Source organism: Klebsiella sp. WOUb02, assembly GCF_050058015.1.
Classification (GTDB): domain Bacteria; phylum Pseudomonadota; class Gammaproteobacteria; order Enterobacterales; family Enterobacteriaceae; genus Klebsiella.
The window spans coordinates 1436004-1455807 of record NZ_CP170110.1 but is presented as its reverse complement, the minus strand read 5'-3'; the positions used below and the strand labels follow the sequence as shown (position 1 = coordinate 1455807).

Annotated in this window: 17 protein-coding genes and 1 pseudogene; 14 read left to right on the top strand and 4 right to left on the bottom strand. The window is 57.0% G+C overall.

All coding sequences use genetic code 11. The features are described from left to right. Positions 1 to 96: 96 nt before the first annotated feature. From betC to rluB, 4 genes are all read left to right on the top strand, one after another. Complete coding sequence (betC, locus tag ABOC21_RS13830) at positions 97 to 1635, top strand: choline-sulfatase (RefSeq protein WP_426814962.1); 1539 nt, start codon at positions 97 to 99, stop codon at positions 1633 to 1635. Beyond that, entirely contained in the window at positions 1635 to 1808 is a 174-nt protein-coding gene (locus ABOC21_RS13825) for a hypothetical protein (protein ID WP_426814961.1), read from the top strand. The genes betC and ABOC21_RS13825 overlap by 1 nt, the downstream gene beginning before the upstream one ends. After that, the gene (locus ABOC21_RS13820; protein WP_426814960.1) at positions 1805 to 3058 is read left to right on the top strand and encodes an anaerobic sulfatase maturase; all 1254 of its coding nucleotides are present in this window, start codon (positions 1805 to 1807) and stop codon (positions 3056 to 3058) included. The genes ABOC21_RS13825 and ABOC21_RS13820 overlap by 4 nt, the downstream gene beginning before the upstream one ends. 347 nt (positions 3059 to 3405) lie before the next feature. After that, entirely contained in the window at positions 3406 to 4284 is an 879-nt protein-coding gene (gene rluB / locus ABOC21_RS13815; protein ID WP_426814959.1) for a 23S rRNA pseudouridine(2605) synthase RluB, read from the top strand. A gap of 231 nt (positions 4285 to 4515) precedes the next feature. Here the strand turns inward: rluB and cobO are convergent, their stop codons facing one another. Together cobO and ABOC21_RS13805 are read right to left on the bottom strand one after the other, a co-directional pair. Then, positions 4516 to 5106, bottom strand: coding sequence for a cob(I)yrinic acid a,c-diamide adenosyltransferase (gene cobO, locus ABOC21_RS13810; protein ID WP_426814958.1), 591 nt, complete (start codon positions 5104 to 5106; stop codon positions 4516 to 4518). Next, positions 5103 to 5864, bottom strand: coding sequence for a YciK family oxidoreductase (locus ABOC21_RS13805; protein WP_426815489.1), 762 nt, complete (start codon positions 5862 to 5864; stop codon positions 5103 to 5105). Before ABOC21_RS13805 ends, cobO begins: the two co-directional genes overlap by 4 nt. A 255-nt stretch (positions 5865 to 6119) precedes the next feature. Here ABOC21_RS13805 and sohB point away from each other — a divergent pair, with 255 nt between their 5' ends. Further along, positions 6120 to 7166 carry a protease SohB gene (gene sohB, locus ABOC21_RS13800; RefSeq protein ID WP_426814957.1) on the top strand — a complete coding sequence of 349 codons (1047 nt, stop codon included), beginning with the start codon at positions 6120 to 6122 and terminating at the stop codon, positions 7164 to 7166. Between the two features lie 61 nt (positions 7167 to 7227). On the opposite strand, the gene ABOC21_RS13795 is transcribed toward sohB, so the two are convergent. Next, positions 7228 to 7479, bottom strand: a complete 252-nt coding sequence (locus ABOC21_RS13795; RefSeq protein ID WP_041145184.1) for a YciN family protein — start codon at positions 7477 to 7479, stop codon at positions 7228 to 7230. Between the two features lie 410 nt (positions 7480 to 7889). On the opposite strand from ABOC21_RS13795, the gene topA reads away from it, so the two are divergent. From topA to acnA, 4 genes are all read left to right on the top strand, one after another. Beyond that, the gene (gene topA / locus ABOC21_RS13790; protein ID WP_426814956.1) at positions 7890 to 10487 is read left to right on the top strand and encodes a type I DNA topoisomerase; all 2598 of its coding nucleotides are present in this window, start codon (positions 7890 to 7892) and stop codon (positions 10485 to 10487) included. Positions 10488 to 10800: 313 nt separating this feature from the next. Then, positions 10801 to 11775 carry an HTH-type transcriptional regulator CysB gene (cysB, locus tag ABOC21_RS13785; RefSeq protein ID WP_004861036.1) on the top strand — a complete coding sequence of 325 codons (975 nt, stop codon included), beginning with the start codon at positions 10801 to 10803 and terminating at the stop codon, positions 11773 to 11775. Between the two features lie 244 nt (positions 11776 to 12019). Continuing rightward, the gene (locus ABOC21_RS13780) at positions 12020 to 12187 is read left to right on the top strand and encodes a YmiA family putative membrane protein (RefSeq protein ID WP_071844914.1); all 168 of its coding nucleotides are present in this window, start codon (positions 12020 to 12022) and stop codon (positions 12185 to 12187) included. A 404-nt stretch (positions 12188 to 12591) separates the two neighbouring features. Beyond that, positions 12592 to 15264 (top strand): aconitate hydratase AcnA, encoded by a 2673-nt coding sequence (acnA, locus tag ABOC21_RS13775; RefSeq protein ID WP_426814955.1) that lies wholly within the window; start codon positions 12592 to 12594, stop codon positions 15262 to 15264. A 44-nt stretch (positions 15265 to 15308) separates the two neighbouring features. Here acnA and ribA read toward each other — a convergent pair whose 3' ends face one another. Next, on the bottom strand, positions 15309 to 15899 hold the full coding sequence (ribA, locus tag ABOC21_RS13770) for a GTP cyclohydrolase II (protein WP_426814954.1): 591 nt from the start codon (positions 15897 to 15899) through the stop codon (positions 15309 to 15311). Between the two features lie 164 nt (positions 15900 to 16063). Here ribA and pgpB point away from each other — a divergent pair, with 164 nt between their 5' ends. From pgpB to yciH, 5 genes and pseudogenes are all read left to right on the top strand, one after another. After that, on the top strand, positions 16064 to 16822 hold the full coding sequence (gene pgpB, locus ABOC21_RS13765) for a phosphatidylglycerophosphatase B (RefSeq protein WP_426814953.1): 759 nt from the start codon (positions 16064 to 16066) through the stop codon (positions 16820 to 16822). Between the two features lie 144 nt (positions 16823 to 16966). After that, a complete protein-coding gene (locus ABOC21_RS13760) occupies positions 16967 to 17275 on the top strand; it encodes a LapA family protein (RefSeq protein ID WP_426814952.1) in 309 nt (102 codons plus the stop codon). Between the two features lie 6 nt (positions 17276 to 17281). Beyond that, a pseudogene (gene lapB / locus ABOC21_RS13755) lies at positions 17282 to 18452 on the top strand (lipopolysaccharide assembly protein LapB). 194 nt (positions 18453 to 18646) lie between these two features. Then, a complete protein-coding gene (pyrF, locus tag ABOC21_RS13750) occupies positions 18647 to 19384 on the top strand; it encodes an orotidine-5'-phosphate decarboxylase (protein ID WP_426814951.1) in 738 nt (245 codons plus the stop codon). Continuing rightward, positions 19384 to 19710 (top strand): stress response translation initiation inhibitor YciH, encoded by a 327-nt coding sequence (gene yciH, locus ABOC21_RS13745; RefSeq protein ID WP_426814950.1) that lies wholly within the window; start codon positions 19384 to 19386, stop codon positions 19708 to 19710. The genes pyrF and yciH overlap by 1 nt, the downstream gene beginning before the upstream one ends. Positions 19711 to 19804 lie beyond the last annotated feature (94 nt).

Below are 19804 nucleotides of genomic sequence, written 5' to 3'. Positions count from 1 at the left end.
TATGTCATGATAAAAAAATAGCCTCTTCACAGGGCCTGGCGATACATGAGATAAGGCTAACACGTTTTATTCATTATTTTACTTTGCAGGTAGGTTATGCTTATAAATAAACCGAATATCGTTATTCTGATGGCCGATCAGTTAACTGCCAGCGCCTTAAGAGCGTACGGAAATAACGTCAGTCTGACGCCAAATATAGATAAATTAGCCCGTGAAGGGGTGGTATTTGATTCCGCCTATTGCAACAGCCCGCTGTGCGCGCCATCGCGGGCATCGTTGATGACCGGGCAGTACATTTCCCGTAACCAGGTTTATGACAACGCCGCCGAGTTTCACGCCGACTCGCCGACCTTTTGCCATTATCTGCGCGAACAGGGCTACCGCACCTGGCTGTCGGGGAAAATGCACTTCTGCGGCCCCGATCAGCTGCACGGCTTTGACGAACGGCTGACAACGGATATCTACCCCGCCGATTTCGGCTGGACGCCGGACTGGCAACACCCGGAACGCCGTCTCGACTGGTATCACAACATGAGTTCGGTGCTGGAAGCCGGCGAGTGCGTGCGCACCAACCAGCTCGATTTTGATGATGAGGCATTATTCCTCGCCCGCCAGCGCCTGTATGACGCCGCCCGTCGCCGCGAAGAGCAGCCGTTTATGCTGCTCCTTTCGCTAACGCATCCCCACGATCCCTTCGCAATACCCAAACGCTACCTCGATCGCTTTGCGCAAGAAGATATCGATATGCCCGTCACGCGCGGCAAAGATATTGCAGACGATGCGCATTCGGCGCGGATGCGCGTCATGTATCAGCTGGAACCGGGCTTGATCGACGATGAGCATATTCGGCGCGCCCGCCACGCCTACTACGGCGCTCTGGCCTACGTTGATGATTGCTTCGGTGAAATGGTGCGCACCCTCGAAGAGACGGGGCTGGCCGAAAATACCGTGGTGGTGGTGATTGCCGATCATGGGGAAATGCTCGGCGAGCGCGACCTGTGGTACAAGATGAACTTCTTCGAGAACGCCGTACGGGTGCCGTTAATCGTGCATAACCCCGCGCGCTTCGCGGCCCGTCGGGTCAGCGAAAGCGTATCGCTGGTGGACCTTTTACCCACGCTCGTCGAGCTGGCCAGCGGCGAGGATCGCAAAGCGCAGGCCATTGCCCCGCTGGACGGCAACAGCCTGGTGCCGCATCTACAGGGGCAGCCTGGGCCGGACGGCGCGGTGAGCGAATATCTCGCCGAAGGCGCGCTCGGGCCGATGCTGATGTTTCGCCGGGGCGAGTGGAAATATATTCATTCCGCCAGCGAGGCGCCGCAGCTGTTCAATTTACGCGACGATCCCCACGAGCGGGTAAATCTGGCGGCGAATGAACATTATCAAACGGTCGTGCAGGCGTTCGCCGATGAAATCCGCGCGCGCTGGGATCTCGATGCCCTCAACCAACAGGTGCTCGCCAGTCAGCAAAAGCGGCTGTTTTTAACCCGTGTCGCCGGACGGGATGCCATTCCGAACTGGGACTATCAGCCGTTTCAGCGCGCATCAACGCGCTATATCCGTAACCATCAAACCCTGGATGAGCAAGAGGCGTTCGCCCGCTATCCTTCCCCCGTGAAACATCAGGAATCATAATGAAAATGAAACGCATGACCCGGCTGGCGCTGGCGGCGCGCGCGGTGGATCGTCAGCGGCGGATCGCGTTCATCGGCCTGGAGCCGCGCGCCATGAACACGCGCTTCTGGCCGGTCTATCTCAGCGGCGGCGAACCGGCAAAACCCGCGGTTATTCGCGATCTCGGGCTATGAGTCATCATATTAATCCGTTCCAGCTGATGGCCAAGCCGTCGGGCTCGGTGTGCAATATCGATTGCGCCTACTGCTACTATCTGGAAAAGCAGCGGCTCTATCCGCAGCAGCAGGCCCGCTGGAAAATGGACCGCGCGACGCTGGAAAACTACGTGCGGAAAAACATCGCCAGCCAGCCGGGGCAAACGGTTCATTTTCACTGGCAGGGCGGCGAGCCGACCCTGCTCGGAATTGACTTTTTCCGCGAGGCGCTGCGGCTGCAGGAGCGCTACCGCGGCGGGAAACGCATCGACAATGTTTTTCAGACCAACGGGATAAAGCTCGATGATGATTGGGCCCGTTTCCTGGAACAGCACGGTTTTCTCGTTGGTCTCTCCCTCGATGGCGATCGCCTCAGCAACGATGCGTATCGCCTGACGCGCGGGGGGAAAAGTACCTTCGACGCCGTTATTCGCGGCCTGGAGGCGCTGAAGCGGCACAACGTGGACTTCAACACCTTGACGGTGGTGAATGCGCAAAACGTCAAACGGCCGCTGGAGATCTACCGCTTCCTTAAGCATATCGGCAGCCGCTACATGCAGTTTATTCCGCTGGTGGAGCGGCGAGCCGCGCAGCCCGATACCAACGGATTGACGCTGATTGCTCCTGATTTTTCCGCCCAGTGCCGGGTGACCGAATGGTCGGTACCGGCCAAAGCGTACGGGCGCTTTCTCAACGCTATCTTCGATAGCTGGGTGCAAAACGATATGGGGAGCGCATTCGTGATGAACTTTGAGCAGACGTTGGCAAAAATAGCCGGCAGAACCGGCTCCTGCGTGATGAGCGAAACCTGCGGCGACAATCCGATCGTCGAGTCCAACGGCGATATCTATTCCTGCGATCATTTCGTTTATCCCGAGCATAGGCTGGGCAACATCAACCGCGATAGCCTCCCGGCGCTGGTTAACTCGGCGCAGAATATCGCCTTTGCCCGGCGTAAGCTGACCAACATCGGCCGCGAATGCCTTAACTGTTCGCTCCGCCCGCTCTGTAACGGCGGCTGCCCAAAGCACCGCTTCATGCTGTCCGACGATGGACGACCCAATAAGAATTACTTCTGCGACGGCTACAGGCTGCATCTGCGCCACGTTTTACCGATTATGCAGACGCTGTTGACATTGATGCAGCAGGGGCTTGCGCCGGAGAGGATCAGGAAAATCCTCGCGCAGCATTATTACCGGCAGAGCGGAGGCGCTGGGGGCGGCGACTGAGCGCCGCCGCCTCTGGGGAGAAGCGCCATGTTATTGCTGCCTGGAGCAGGATTTCGCGCCGGGGCAGGGATAAATGACCGCGGCTGGTTCATAATCAATGCAGCCCGCCTCCGGACGCCGTTGCCGGAGTGCGGCGAAGATAAGCTGAAGAAGCATTCATTTTGAAGTTAGTGTAATATGTGCGGCCACGTTTGCAGGCGTGCCTCAGTCGTGACGGTTATCAGACTCCGGCTGCGGTACCCCTTCGGGACAAAAGTATTTACCCAACAGCAGGTCATGGCTTTATTAACTTGCTGTTTCATAAAGTATATCAGACGCCTGGGAAGGCGACACCTTAAGGAAGCTCAATGAGCGAGAAACTACAGAAAGTGCTGGCCCGCGCCGGCCACGGCTCCCGCCGTGAAATTGAATCCAAAATCGAAGCTGGCCGCGTCAGCGTCGATGGCAAAATCGCTACCCTCGGCGATCGCGTAGAAATTGTTCCTGGTTTAAAAATTCGTATCGATGGTCACCTGATTTCGGTGAAAGAGTCCGCTGAGCAAATTTGCCGCGTTCTCGCCTACTACAAACCGGAAGGCGAGCTCTGTACCCGCAACGATCCGGAAGGCCGCCCGACGGTCTTCGACCGCCTGCCGAAGCTGCGCGGCGCGCGCTGGATCGCGGTTGGTCGTCTGGATGTGAATACCTGCGGTCTGCTGCTGTTCACTACCGACGGTGAGCTGGCGAACCGACTGATGCACCCGAGCCGTGAAGTTGAGCGTGAATATGCCGTACGCGTGTTTGGCCAGGTCGATGAAGACAAGCTGCGCCAGCTGTCGCGCGGCGTGCAGCTGGAAGATGGCCCTGCGGCCTTCAAAACCATCAAATTCACCGGTGGCGAAGGGATTAACCAGTGGTACAACGTTACGTTGACCGAAGGGCGTAACCGCGAGGTTCGTCGCCTGTGGGAAGCGGTTGGCGTTCAGGTTAGCCGCCTGATCCGCGTGCGCTACGGCGATATTCTGCTGCCGAAAGGCCTGCCTCGCGGCGGCTATACCGAGCTGGATCTGGCTCAGACGAACTACCTGCGCGAGCTGGTGGAGCTGCCGGCGGAAACCGCCTCTAAAGTGGCGGTAGAGAAAGATCGCCGCCGCGTGAAGGCGAACCAGATCCGCCGCGCGGTTAAACGCCATAGCCAGGTGGGGAGCGGCAATAACCGCCGCTCTGCGGGTCGTAGTAAAGATTGATGCCGTGACGTCCGGCGGCTCTCGCCGGACGCCTATTTTCCCCTCCCCATTGTGACTCCTTTCACACTTGCCTATAAAGACAAAAGCAGGAAATACCCGGACAAATAACGCAAAGTGAAACGCCGGCGAACGCCACATTTTGGCGGAACGGATTGCCGCTTTCAAAAAATAGTGCGGGCGAAGATTGCCTGCGCCTGCCGCTAAACGGCGCGCTGCTGGGAAGGCTGGCGCTTAGTAATCAATGCCCATCTGCGCCTTGATACCGGCGTCAAAGGCGTGCTTAACCGGACGTAATTCGCTGACGGTATCGGCAAGCTCGACGATGTCGCGGTGGCAGCCGCGGCCGGTGATAATTACCGTTTGCCGGGCCGGGCGATTGCGCAGCGCGCTAAGCACCTCTTCAAGCGGCAGATAGTCGTAGGCCACCATATAGGTCAGCTCATCGAGCAGAACCATGTCGAGGCTCTCGTCGGACAGCATGCGAAGAGCGTGCTGCCACACGGCAAGGCAGGCGACGGTATCGCTTTCGCGATCCTGCGTATTCCAGGTGAAACCGGTCGCCATCACCTGAAACTCGACGCCGTGCGGCTCCAGCAGATTGCGTTCGCCGTTCGGCCAGGTGCCTTTAATAAACTGGATCACCCCGGCCTTTTTACCGTGCCCGATTGCGCGGGTAACGGTACCAAATCCGGCGGTGGTTTTACCTTTGCCGTTGCCGGTAAAGACGATGACGATCCCGCGTTCTTCCTGGGCTGCCGCGATTCGGGCGTCAACCTTCTCTTTTACCCGCTGCTGGCGTTCGCGGTGGCGTTCTTCACTCATTGGGCCATTCCTGGTTTGCGCCCCGGCTGGGCATCGAAGGTCATTCCCGTTTTGCGCCGGCTATCGTCGCCCATCAACCACAGGTAAACCGGCATGATATCGGCGGGGGTTTTAAGCTTTTGCGGATCTTCCGTCGGGAAGGCGCTGGCGCGCATTTGCGTGCGCGTGCCGCCCGGATTAATGCAGTTGACCCGCAGGTGGCGGCTCTGATACTCCTCCGCCAGCACCTGCATCATCCCTTCGGTAGCGAATTTTGACGCCGCGTAGGCGCCCCAGTTGGCGCGACCCTGACGGCCTACGCTTGATGAGGTGAAAACCAGCGAACCGGACTCGGATTTGAGTAATAAAGGAAGCAGCGCCTGGGTCAGCATAAAGGTGCCGTTGACGTTGACCTGCATAACCTGCTGCCAGACTTCCGGTTTCTGCTGGTCCATCGGGCAGACGTCGCCGAGCAGACCGGCGTTGTGTAATACGCCGTCGAGGCGCGGGTAGTGGACGCTTATCTGCTGTGCCAGCTGCTGGCACTCCTGCGGGGTGCAGGTGAGCAGATCGAGGGTAAACCAGGGCGCCGGGATGCCGCCGTCCTGCTCAATTTCCTGCGCCACGCGGCGCAGCTTCTCTTCGTTACGGCCAATCAGGATGACGCTGGCGCTGTAGCGGGAGTAGGTCAGCGCGGCTTCGCGCCCGATCCCGTCGCTGGCGCCGGTTACCAGGATGATGCGATCTTTCAATAAATGATTCTGCGGCTGATAGTGCACGGTGACTCCTTGGGTGACCTGCTGACGGGTCACGCTTTCTCTGCGGTCGTTCACTTTTGCGTTTTATGCCTGAAACGGCCGGGTAATGCAATCGGCGAAGCGGAAACTCTTTGCGGAATTAATATCTTGCAACGATTTCATCGTCGCTGAAAAAAACGGGAAGGCGCCACGCACACGACACAAAGCGCAGAGACTTCCCGGCAAAGGCTGATGTACACTGTGCTTCAACGTCAGTGGCTTACACAAGGTGAAAACGTGGAATTACTTGCTCAATATGGCTTGTTTTTGGCCAAAATAGCGACCGTTGTCGTCGCTATTGCGGTTATCGCCGCAATTATCGTTAACCTCGCCCAGCGCAAGAAACAGCGCGGGGAGTTGCGGGTCACCAACCTTAGCGAACAGTATAAAGAGATGCGGGAGGAGCTGGCGGTAGCGTTGCTCGACGGCCCGCAGCAGAAGCTTTGGCATAAAGCGCAAAAGAAAAAGCTCAAGCAGGAGGCCAAAGCCGCGAAAGCGCGGGCGAAGCTCGGCGCTACGGAGCCAAACGGCAAGCCGCGCGCCTGGGTGCTCGACTTTAAAGGCAGCATGGACGCCCACGAGGTGAGCAGCCTGCGCGAAGAGATCACCGCCGTGCTGGCAACGGCGAAAGCGCGCGATCAGGTCATTATCCGCCTGGAGAGCCCCGGCGGCGTGGTGCACGGCTACGGCCTTGCCGCCTCGCAGCTGCAGCGCCTTCGCGACAAGCAAATTCCGCTGACGGTGGCGGTAGATAAAGTCGCCGCCAGCGGCGGCTACATGATGGCCTGCGTCGCCAATAAAATCGTCTCGGCGCCGTTTGCCATTCTCGGCTCCATCGGCGTGGTTGCGCAGATCCCTAACATTAATCGTTTCCTTAAAAACAAGGATATCGATATCGAGCTGCATACCGCCGGACAGTACAAGCGCACCCTGACGATGCTCGGTGAAAACACCGACGAGGGGCGGCGCAAGTTCCGGGAGGACCTGAACGATACCCATCAGCTGTTTAAAGATTTCGTCCACAAAATGCGGCCGACGCTGGATATTGAACAGGTGGCAACCGGCGAGCACTGGTACGGCGTGCAGGCGCTGGAGAAAGGGCTGGTCGATGCCGTAGAAACCAGCGATGAGCTGCTGCTGGGGCTGATCGATAGCCACGACGTGATTAGCGTGCGTTACCAGCGGAAGAAAAAGATGCTTGATCGCTTCACCGGCAGCGCCGCAGAGAGCGCCGACCGCCTGCTGCTGCGCTGGTGGCAGCGGGGACAAAAACCGCTGATGTAGACAAAATAACGCGAGGCTCAGGCCTCGCGTTATCGTTTAGTCGGGCGCTAAACGCATGGGCTTAATCGACCAGGTGATATTTTTCAGACAGCGCATGCGCCAGGTATTTAAACATGTTAAATACCGCCGTGCTCTTCGCCGTAGGCAGACCCTGCTCATCAAGATAAAACTCGCCGCTAAATACCAGAATACCGTTACGCTGAACGACGTCGGTGGCTTCGATCCCGGCTAGCGTATCTTCATGTTCGCGAATAAGTTTATTGGCTTTTTCAAGCAGAGTCTGGCGATCGATTGGTTGGGTTGTACCTTGCATAACGGCCTCCTGTGATACTTTGCGCAATAGTCTACGCCGCACGGCGGGCAGGGGCAAATTTTCCACTTACTCTGTAGGGATACTGACAACGGCATGAGAAACATGACTTTACTGGCAGGATTCGCTTTTGCATGCTAATAAAGTTGCGTAACGAATTTTATCAGGTACAGTGTGACGCTTTCGGCGATCTGGCAGCAGATTTGCTTGACATTCGGCCAAAAATTATTCGTGCTATGTCACCTGACCAGACAAGTCAGTAAGCCCGGCTATCTGGTTTTATGGACGTGAGACCGGACGTGCAGAGGGTTGATATCCTTCAACGACGACGCAACATATGACGGACGTCGCCAGCGGATGGTGAATCAATGTGCGATGTATTCCTGGATGAATCAAATTAGGTAAAGGTGAATATGGGTAAAGCTCTCGTTATCGTTGAGTCCCCGGCAAAAGCCAAAACGATCAATAAGTATCTGGGTAATGACTACGTGGTTAAGTCCAGCGTCGGTCATATCCGCGATTTGCCGACCAGTGGCTCAGCTTCCAAAAAGAGCGCCGACTCTACCGCCACCAAAGGGGCCAAAAAGCCTAAAAAGGACGAACGTAGCGCTCTGGTCAATCGCATGGGCGTTGACCCGTGGCATGACTGGGATGCGCAGTATGAAGTACTCCCGGGTAAAGAAAAGGTAGTTTCAGAACTCAAGCAGCTGGCGGAAAAAGCCGACCACATCTATCTCGCAACCGACCTTGACCGCGAAGGGGAAGCCATCGCATGGCACCTGCGGGAAGTTATCGGTGGTGATGAAAAACGCTATAGCCGCGTTGTATTTAACGAAATCACCAAAAACGCGATCCGTCAGGCGTTTGACAAGCCGGGCGAGCTGAATATCGATCGCGTTAATGCCCAGCAGGCGCGCCGCTTTATGGACCGCGTCGTGGGCTATATGGTCTCTCCGCTGCTGTGGAAAAAAATCGCCCGCGGCCTCTCCGCAGGCCGCGTTCAGTCCGTTGCCGTGCGCCTTGTGGTCGAACGTGAACGCGAAATTAAAGCCTTCGTACCGGAAGAGTTCTGGGAAATTGACGCCAGCACCACGACGCCAGGCGGAGACGCTTTAGCGCTGCAGGTCACCCACAAGAACGACAAGCCGTTCCGTCCGGTTAACCGCGATGAGACCATGGCTGCCGTCGCGCTGCTGGAGAAAGCCGGCTACAGCGTGCTGGAACGCGAAGATAAGCCGACCAGCAGTAAACCGGGCGCGCCGTTCATCACCTCGACTCTGCAGCAGGCGGCCAGTACGCGCCTGGGCTTCGGGGTGAAGAAAACCATGATGATGGCGCAGCGTCTGTATGAGGCTGGCTACATCACCTATATGCGTACCGACTCCACGAACCTGAGCCAGGATGCGCTGAGCATGGTGCGCGGCTACATCGGCGATAACTTTGGTAAAAAGTATCTGCCGGAGAGCGCCAACCAGTACGCCAGCAAAGAAAACTCGCAGGAAGCGCACGAAGCGATTCGTCCTTCTGATGTGAACGTGATGGCGGAAGATTTAAAAGGCATGGAGTCTGACGCGCTGAAGCTCTATCAGCTGATCTGGCGCCAGTTTGTTGCCTGTCAGATGACGCCAGCGCAGTACGACTCCACCACACTGACGGTGAAAGCCGGCGACTTCAAGCTCAAGGCGCGTGGCCGTACCCTGCGTTTTGACGGCTGGACGAAAGTTATGCCTGCGCTGCGTAAGGGCGATGAAGATCGCGTCCTGCCGGTGGTCAATCAGGGCGACAGCTTAAGCCTGATCGAACTTAGCCCGGCGCAGCACTTTACCAAACCGCCTGCGCGCTTTAGCGAAGCATCGCTGGTTAAAGAGCTGGAAAAACGCGGTATTGGCCGGCCGTCAACCTATGCGTCGATCATTTCGACCATTCAGGATCGCGGCTACGTTCGGGTAGAGAACCGTCGCTTCTATGCGGAAAAAATGGGTGAGATCGTCACCGATCGTCTGGAAGAGAACTTCCGCGATCTGATGAACTACGACTTTACCGCGCAAATGGAGGACCGCCTCGACCAGGTGGCAAATCATCAGGCCGAGTGGCGGCAGGTGCTGGATAGCTTCTTCGGCGACTTTACCGGGCAGCTCGAAACGGCGGAGAAGGATCCGGAAGAGGGCGGCATGCAGCCTAACCCGATGGTGCTGACCAGCATCGACTGTCCGACCTGCGGCCGCAAGATGGGCATTCGTACCGCCAGCACCGGCGTATTCCTCGGCTGCTCCGGCTACGCGCTGTCGCCGAAGGAGCGCTGTAAAACCACCATTAACTTGGTGCCGGAAAACGAAGTGCTCAACGTGCTGGAAGGCGACGACGCCGAAACCAACGCGCTGCGCGCGAAGCGCCGCTGTCAGAAGTGCGGCACGGCGATGGACAGCTACCTTATCGATCCTAAGCGTAAGCTGCATGTCTGCGGTAACAACCCGACCTGCGACGGCTATGAGATTGAAGAGGGCGAGTTCCGCATTAAGGGTTACGATGGCCCGATAGTTGAGTGTGAAAAATGTGGCTCCGAGATGCACCTGAGAATGGGGCGCTTCGGTAAGTACATGGCCTGCACCAACGACGAATGTAAGAATACGCGCAAAATTCTGCGTAACGGCGAAGTGGCTCCGCCGAAGGAAGATCCGGTTCCGCTGCCGGAGCTGCCGTGTGAGAAATCGGACGCCTATTTCGTCCTGCGTGATGGTGCGGCAGGTGTTTTCCTCGCGGCAAACACCTTCCCGAAATCCCGCGAAACTCGCGCGCCGCTGGTTGAGGAGCTGTTCCGCTTCCGCGACCGCCTCGCCGAGAAGCTGCGTTATCTTGCCGATGCGCCGCAGCAGGATCCGGAAGGCAACAAAACGCTGGTGCGTTTTAGCCGTAAAACCAAGCAGCAGTACGTTGCGTCTGAAAAAGAGGGCAAAGCCACCGGCTGGTCAGCCTTCTACATCGACGGCAAATGGACTGAAGCGAAAAAGTAAGCGCCTTCCCCCTAAAAAGGGCCGCACTGCGGCCCTTTTCTTTTCCGTTCTCTGCTGAAATCCTTGAAGTTTTGCTGCGTTTCTCCGGTCTTATAACCGCCTTATTATTTTCCGTTAGCGTCTATACACTGTAGATATAAATGATATAGTGGTTATAGTTAATCCCTTTTTTATTATTAAATCGTCTTACTACATTTTCGTTTCAGGACGCCAGTGCGGCGAAACGCCGCGGCGCGCAGCCTGTTTGCCGCAGGCGGCCTGAACGTCAACTGTATCAAGCGAATTCATTTTTACGCGTTAACGGATATCAGCCATGAAACTACAGCAACTCCGCTACATCGTTGAGGTTGTTAACCATAATCTGAATGTCTCCTCTACCGCCGAAGGTCTGTATACCTCGCAGCCCGGCATCAGCAAGCAGGTGCGCATGCTGGAAGATGAGCTGGGTATTCAGATTTTTGCCCGCAGCGGCAAGCATTTAACTCAGGTGACGCCTGCCGGTCAGGAGATTATCCGTATTGCCCGCGAAGTGCTGTCGAAAGTTGACGCCATCAAATCAGTGGCGGGCGAGCACACGTGGCCGGATAAGGGGTCGCTGTACGTGGCGACCACTCATACCCAGGCTCGCTATGCGTTGCCTGGCGTGATTAAGGGCTTTATTGAACGCTATCCGCGCGTCTCGCTGCATATGCATCAGGGCTCGCCAACGCAGATTGCCGAGGCGGTATCGAAGGGGAATGCCGATTTTGCCATCGCTACCGAGGCGCTGCATCTCTATGACGACCTGGTGATGCTCCCTTGCTACCACTGGAATCGTTCGATTGTCGTGACCCCTGAACATCCGCTTGCCTCCAGAGGCTCGGTGACGATTGAAGAGCTGGCCCAGTATCCTCTGGTGACCTACACCTTTGGCTTTACCGGGCGCTCCGAACTCGATACCGCGTTCAACCGCGCCGGCCTCACGCCGCGCATCGTTTTCACCGCGACCGATGCTGACGTTATCAAAACCTACGTTCGCCTGGGGCTGGGGGTGGGGGTTATTGCGAGCATGGCGGTCGATCCCGTCTCCGATCCGGACCTCGTCAAACTCGACGCCAACGGCATTTTCAGCCACAGCACGACGAAAATAGGCTTCCGTCGTAGTACCTTCCTGCGTAGCTATATGTATGATTTTATTCAGCGTTTTGCGCCGCACCTGACGCGTGACGTGGTGGATACTGCGGTGGCGCTGCGTTCGAATGAAGATATTGAGGCGATGTTTAAGGATATTAAACTGCCTGAGAAATGATTCGGCGAAATATTCGGCATCCCATCCCCGGGATGCCAATACTTATAATGGCCCGTATTTAACATTGTAAACCTCGTATAACTCACAAATTTCATTATTCTTTTTAACACGGTTGCAATTATACCCACCCCGATCAAATTAACGGTTAAAGATAATACTTCTGAGCAAAATTCACTGGATTAATACCAGGTCCATAATTAAGATTTAACTGTACCTGATAAATTTAACGATTGGTGGTGAAGATATGATAAGTGATATCGATTATATGAAGTTGGCGATGTCACAGGCCGGTGACAAGACGGAAGTGGATCCTGTGTTGAGAAGTCGGGCCTGGGGCGCTGTGTTCATCGGGCTGGCAATGTTCTGGAGTATCGTTGCACTAGTCATCTGTAACGTCTGGATCGTGAGCTAAGCGGCGCTTTTTCGTCTCGCTGAAAATGTCACTTTTATGACAGTAAGAACCTCGGTGTTTATTCCAGTTTAATAAGCTAACGGCATTAAGGAGGATATATTTCGCCACGATGGTTTTTAATCAACAATCCATTCCTTTGAACTAATCGTCAGTGAACCGGCGATTAGTTCTTTTTCGCGTTTTGCTACTTAGTACTCCTTCAGCTAATAATAATATCCCTCGCGATCTCATCTCTTTATAACCACAAAAAATCTGCTGTCTATTTTGGTGCAATATCTTTGATGCGGTTTTGCCGATTTTAGCAATTCGGGTTGTTATCAAAGTGTTATGCCTGGGATGTGTTATCTTTAATATTAACCCTGAGGAGCATCAGGGTATGCCATCCCTGAGATAAAGGAGGAGCTATGTCGTCAACCCTACGAGCAGCCAGTAAGGACGCGCTACAGGTCAATGATAAAACCTACCACTATTACAGCCTCGCGCTGGCCGCTAAAGAACTGGGCGATCTGACCCGGTTACCGAAATCGCTCAAAGTACTACTGGAAAACCTGCTGCGCTGGCAGGACGGTGACTCGGTCACCGCGGAGGATATCCACGCGCTGGCCGGCTGGCTCAAGCAGGCCCATGCGGATCGGGAGATTGCCTATCGCCCGGCGCGCGTACTGATGCAGGACTTCACCGGCGTGCCGGCGGTGGTGGACCTGGCCGCCATGCGCGAAGCGGTGAAGCGCCTGGGCGGCGATACCGCTAAGGTTAACCCGCTTTCCCCCGTCGATCTGGTGATTGACCACTCGGTAACGGTAGATCGCTTTGGTAACGATAATGCGTTTGAAGAGAACGTTCGTCTGGAAATGGAGCGTAACCACGAACGCTACGCGTTCCTGCGCTGGGGGCAGCAGGCGTTCAGTCGCTTTAGCGTGGTGCCGCCGGGTACCGGCATTTGTCACCAGGTCAACCTGGAGTATCTCGGCAAAGCCGTGTGGAGCGAAGAGCATAATGGTGAATGGTTTGCCTGGCCCGACACCCTGGTCGGCACCGACTCGCATACCACGATGATTAACGGCCTCGGCGTGCTCGGCTGGGGCGTCGGCGGCATTGAGGCCGAGGCGGCGATGTTAGGCCAGCCGGTATCGATGCTGATCCCCGACGTTGTCGGCTTTAAGCTGACCGGTAAACTTAGCGAAGGCATCACCGCGACGGACCTGGTGCTGACCGTCACCCAGATGCTGCGCCAGCACGGCGTGGTGGGTAAGTTTGTCGAATTTTACGGCGATGGCCTGGATTCCCTGCCGCTGGCGGACAGGGCAACCATCGCCAATATGGCGCCGGAGTACGGTGCAACCTGCGGTTTCTTCCCGATCGATGCGGTGACCCTCAGCTATATGCGCCTGAGCGGCCGCAGTGAAGAGCAGGTGGCGTTAGTGGAAACCTATGCCAAAGCGCAGGGAATGTGGCGCATGACCGGCGATGAGCCGGTATTTACCAGCACCCTGGCGCTGGATATGGGCTCGGTAGAAGCCAGCCTCGCCGGGCCGAAGCGCCCGCAGGACCGCGTAGCGCTTGGTGACGTGCCGAAAGCGTTTGCGGCAAGCACCGAGCTGGAGGTCAATCACGCGCAGAAAGACAAACGCCCGGTCGACTATACGCTGAACGGACAGCAATATTCGCTGCCGGACGGCGCGGTGGCCATCGCCGCGATTACCTCCTGTACCAATACCTCCAACCCCAGCGTACTGATGGCCGCCGGCCTGTTGGCGAAAAGAGCGGTCGAGCTCGGCCTGCAGCCGAAGCCGTGGGTCAAGGCGTCGCTGGCGCCGGGATCGAAGGTGGTTTCTGATTATCTCGCGCACGCGCGGCTTACCCCTTATCTCAATACGCTCGGCTTTAACCTCGTGGGATATGGTTGCACCACCTGTATCGGCAACTCGGGTCCGCTGCCGGAGCCGATTGAAGAAGCGATTAAAAAGGGCGACCTGACCGTCGGGGCGGTGCTCTCCGGCAACCGCAACTTCGAAGGGCGCATTCATCCGCTGGTGAAAACCAACTGGCTGGCCTCGCCGCCGCTGGTGGTCGCCTATGCGCTGGCCGGCAATATGAACGTCAACCTGACCCGCGATCCGCTGGGCGTCGGCGCGGACGGCCAGCCGGTCTATCTGAAGGATATCTGGCCGAGCGGCCTGGAAATAGCGCAGGCGGTAGAGCAGGTCTCTACCGAGATGTTCCATAAAGAGTATGCCGAGGTCTTTGAAGGTACGCCTGAGTGGAAGGCGATTGACGTCGAGCGTTCGGATACCTATGACTGGCAGAGCGACTCCACCTATATCCGCCTGTCGCCGTTCTTCGATGAGATGGGCGTGGAGCCGAAACCGGTCGAGGATATCCGCGGCGCGCGGATTCTGGCGATGCTCGGCGACTCGGTGACCACGGACCATATCTCGCCTGCGGGAAGCATCAAGGCGGAAAGCCCCGCCGGACGCTATCTGCAAAACCGCGGCGTTGAGCGCACCGATTTTAACTCCTACGGATCGCGGCGCGGTAACCACGAGGTGATGATGCGCGGGACCTTTGCCAATATTCGTATTCGTAACGAAATGGTGCCCGGCGTTGAGGGCGGCATGACCCGACATCTGCCCGATAGCGAGCCGGTGGCGATTTATGACGCGGCCATGCGCTATAAGGACGAAGGGACGCCGCTGGCGGTGGTGGCCGGGAAAGAGTACGGCTCCGGCTCCAGCCGCGACTGGGCGGCGAAGGGGCCGCGTCTGCTCGGCGTCCGGGTGGTGATCGCCGAATCCTTTGAACGTATTCACCGTTCTAACCTGATAGGCATGGGGATTTTGCCGCTGGAGTTCCCGCAGGGCGTAACCCGTAAAACGCTGGGGCTAACCGGCGAAGAGCGGATTGATATCGGCCAGCTGCAGGCGTTAGAGCCCGGCGCAACGGTGCCGGTGACCCTAACGCGGGCGGACGGAAAGCAGGAGGTGATTGCCTGCCGCTGCCGTATCGATACCGCCACGGAGCTGACCTACTATCAGAATGACGGCATTCTGCACTATGTGATCCGCAATATGCTGTAAAAAAAAGGGCCAGCAGTCGCTGGCCCTGAATCTATGCTGCCGAATCAGTTCTTCAGCAGATGCCCCATTTTGGCGGCTTTGGTATCCAGATAGTGGGCATTTTTCGGATTGCGGCCGACGATGAGCGGCACGCGTTCCACGATATTGATCCCGGCTTCGGTCAGAATTTCTACTTTTTTCGGGTTGTTGGTCAGCAGGCGCACGCGCTCGACGTTCAGCAGTTTGAACATATCAGCGCACAGGGTAAAGTCGCGCTCGTCGGCGGCAAAGCCGAGCTGGTGGTTCGCTTCTACGGTATCGTAGCCCTGATCCTGTAAGGCATAGGCGCGAATTTTGTTTAGCAGACCAATGTTGCGGCCTTCCTGACGATGGTACAGCAGGATCCCGCGACCCTCTTCGGCGATATGCGACAGCGCCGCTTCCAGTTGAAAACCGCAATCACAACGCAGGCTGAAAAGGGCATCGCCCGTCAGACATTCAGAGTGTACACGAGCCAGGACGGGCGCCTGGCCCGAAATATCGCCGAAAACCAGCGCGACATGGTCCTGCCCGGTTGCCAGTTCTTCAAAACCCACCATCAGGAAATCGCCCCAGGGGGTTGGCAGTTTGGCTTCTGCCACACGTTTAAGCTGCATGTAATTCTCCAGACTTTGTCAGCACCTGAATGTGCTTTCTGTTTGCCGCTATTTTGCCACAAGGCCGCGAGGTTCTCCTAATTACGCACTGCCGCCTGCGCCTAAAGCGCACAAACCAACCACTTTCCGTTATGATAGTCGGCAGAAAGGATTAAGGAGATGAAATGCTGTCGATTGCCAGACGAACCGCCACCGGTGCGGCACTATTAATGATTATGCCCGCGGTGATTTGGCTCGCCGGCTGGAAGTGGCATCCCGAGCTTCCTGAGCGGGGGTTAAGGCTGCTGTACTGGGTTACCGAGAGCGTGACCCAGCCGTGGGGCATCATCACCCATACGATACTTTGCGGTTGGTTCCTGTGGTGCTTGCGCTTTCGCCTGCGGGCGGCGGTAGTGCTGTTTTTGATTCTGGCGGCGGCCATTTTGCTCGGCCAGGGCATTAAGTCCTGGATCAAAGGCCAGGTGCAGGAGCCGCGTCCCTTCGTTATCTGGCTGGAAAAAACGCAGCAGGTCCCGGTCGAGCGATTCTACGCGTTAAAACGCAAAGAACGCGCTAAACTGGTGCATGAACAGCTGGTTCAGCAGCAGGAAATTCCTAAATTCCTGCGCAAACACTGGCAGAAAGAGACCGGTTTTGCTTTTCCATCCGGACACACCATGTTTGCGGCCAGTTGGGCGCTGCTTGGCGTGGGGCTGCTGTGGCCGCGGCGGCGCAGGCTGACCATCGCGCTGCTGATGGTCTGGGCTACCGCGGTGATGGGGAGCCGCCTGGCGCTGGGAATGCACTGGCCGCAGGATTTGATGGTCGCCACGCTGATCTCATGGCTGCTGGTGACGCTGGCCACCTGGCTGACTCAGCGCCTGTGTGGCCCGCTGACGCCGCCCGGGGAAGAGGCGCAGGATATTAAGAAACGGGCGCAATAACGGAGCCAACGTTGTTTTTCGCGCCATACGTCCCCATATCCTGCAGTGGTGTCGTGCTTTTCCATTCCACCGCAGCAGCGAAAATGATACTTTATAGGGCTGAACGCGGGATTTTTTCGCGCAACCCACATAACGGGAAGTAGTGTGAAATATTTACTCATTTTCTTACTGGTACTCGCGATCTTCGTCATCTCCGTGACGCTGGGTGCGCAAAATGACCAACTGGTTACGTTCAACTATTTACTCGCACAGGGTGAATTCCGTATTTCAACGCTGCTGGCGGTGCTCTTTGCGGCAGGGTTTGCGATTGGCTGGCTGATTTGCGGCCTCTTCTGGCTGCGGGTTCGCGTGTCGTTGTCTCGCTCTGAGCGTAAAGTTAAGCGCCTGGAGCAGCAGATTGCGCCCGCGGGTGTAGCGCCGGTCGACGCAGGTATCCCTGCGGTGAAGGAATAATCGTTTATGCTGGAGTTGTTGTTTCTGCTTTTGCCCGTAGCCGCCGCGTACGGCTGGTACATGGGGCGCAGAAGTGCACAACAGTCCAAACAGGACGATGCTAGCCGCCTGTCGCGTGATTATGTGGCCGGGGTTAACTTCCTGCTGAGCAATCAGCAGGATAAAGCCGTGGATCTGTTCCTCGATATGCTGAAAGAGGATACCGGCACCGTCGAGGCCCACCTGACGCTTGGCAACCTGTTTCGCTCCCGCGGCGAGGTTGACCGGGCGATCCGCATTCACCAAAGCCTGATGGAAAGCGCCTCGCTGACCTACGACCAGCGCCTGCTGGCGGTGCAGCAGCTGGGCCGTGACTATATGGCCGCCGGCCTGTACGACCGCGCGGAAGATATGTTCAAACAGCTGGTGGATGAAACCGATTTTCGCCTCAGCGCGCTGCAGCAGCTGCTGCAAATCTACGAGGCGACCAGCGACTGGCAGTCCGCCATTGACGTTGCCGAACGTCTGGTAAAGCTGGGCAAAGAGAAGCATCGCGGCGATATCGCCAACTTCTGGTGCGAGCTGGCGCTGCAGCAGATGGCGAACAGCGATATGGACAAGGCTATGTCGCTGTTGAAAAAAGGCGCCGCGGCCGATCGCAACAGCGCCAGGGTGTCGATCATGATGGGCCGGGTGTGGATGGAAAAGGGCGATTATCCAAAGGCGGTCGAAAGCCTGGAGCGGGTGATCAATCAGGACAAAGAGCTGGTCGGCGAGACGCTCGAAATGCTCCAGACCTGCTACCAGCAGGCTGGGTAAAATCGACGAGTGGGAAGCGTTTCTGCGCCGCTGCGTCGATGAAAATACCGGCGCGACCGCCGAGCTGATGCTGGCGCAGATCCTTGAGCAGCGCGAGGGGATTGAGGCGGCGCAAAGCTACGTAACCCGTCAGCTGGAGCGCCATCCGACGATGCGCGTGTTCCATAAGCTGATGGACTACCATCTAAACGAAGCGGAAGAGGGACGCGCGAAAGCGAGCCTCGGCGTGCTGCGTAATATGGTTGGCGAGCAGGTCCGCAGCAAGCCGCGATACCGCTGCCAAAAATGCGGCTTTACCGCCCACTCCCTCTACTGGCACTGCCCGTCCTGCCGCTCGTGGTCGACCATCAAGCCGATTCGCGGTCTTGACGGCCAGTAAGATTTAAAAAAGTCCCACATTAGTTACAACATACCAATGGTTTTTTGCACCTTGCCAGCGTGAAACCATCGAACCGCCATCGCTTTGCAGGCGCGGAAACGCGGCCTGTTATTTTCCCCTTATCGCAGGTAGAATGCTGCCCGTTTACCTTTTTTGCGCCGTTCCCGGCGCCCATCAACAATTAAGGTCTGGCCATGACGTCTACTGCTACATCTTCTTCTCGCGTTGTCACATCCTCTCCCGTTGTTGTGGCCCTCGATTATGATAACCGCGATAAAGCGCTGGCGTTCGTCGACCGCATCGACCCGCGGGAGTGCCGCCTGAAGGTTGGCAAAGAGATGTTTACGCTGTTTGGGCCGCAGTTTGTTCGCGATTTGCACCAGCGTCATTTCGAAGTTTTCCTCGATCTCAAGTTTCACGATATCCCTAACACCACCGCTCACGCCGTTGCGGCGGCGGCCGACCTTGGCGTCTGGATGGTCAACGTCCATGCCAGCGGCGGAGCGCGGATGATGACCGCGGCGCGTGAAGCCCTGCAGCCGTTTGGCAAAGATGCTCCGCTGCTGATTGCCGTTACCGTGCTGACCAGCATGGAGGCCAGCGATTTGCAGGATCTGGGGATCACGCTCTCTCCGGCCGACCATGCGGCAAAGCTGGCGGCGCTAACCCAGCGCTGCGGCCTCGATGGCGTAGTCTGTTCGGCGCAGGAAGCGGCGCGCTTCAAGCAGGAGCTGGGGCAGGCGTTTAAGCTGGTGACGCCCGGCATTCGTCCTCAGGGCAGCGATGCCGGCGATCAGCGGCGCATTATGACGCCGGAGCAGGCGCAGGCGGCGGGCGTGGACTATATGGTTATCGGCCGTCCGGTGACGCAGTCCGTCGATCCGGCGGCGACCTTACGCCAGATTAACGCATCGCTGAATAAGGGGGCATAATGACCGATTCTAACAGCCGTCTGGTTTACTCGACGGAGAGCGGACGTATCGATGAGCCAAAGCAGGTGATCGAGCGCCCGAAAGGCGATGGCGTGGTGCGTATTCAGCGGCAGACCAGCGGCCGCAAAGGCAAAGGCGTATGCCTGATCGTTGGCATTGATGCCGATGATGACGCGCTGGCGAAGCTGGCCGCTGAGCTGAAAAAGAAATGCGGCTGCGGCGGGTCGGTAAAAGAGGGGGTGATTGAAATTCAGGGCGACAAACGCGACCTGATAAAATCGCTGCTCGAAGCTAAGGGCATGAAGGTGAAACTGGCCGGCGGCTGATAATAGCAACAGGGCCACGGTAAATACCGTGGCCCTGATTTTTTCCGGTGCGTAAGTCAGAAAATCCGCGAGCAGTTATTTTTTTATTGGCACT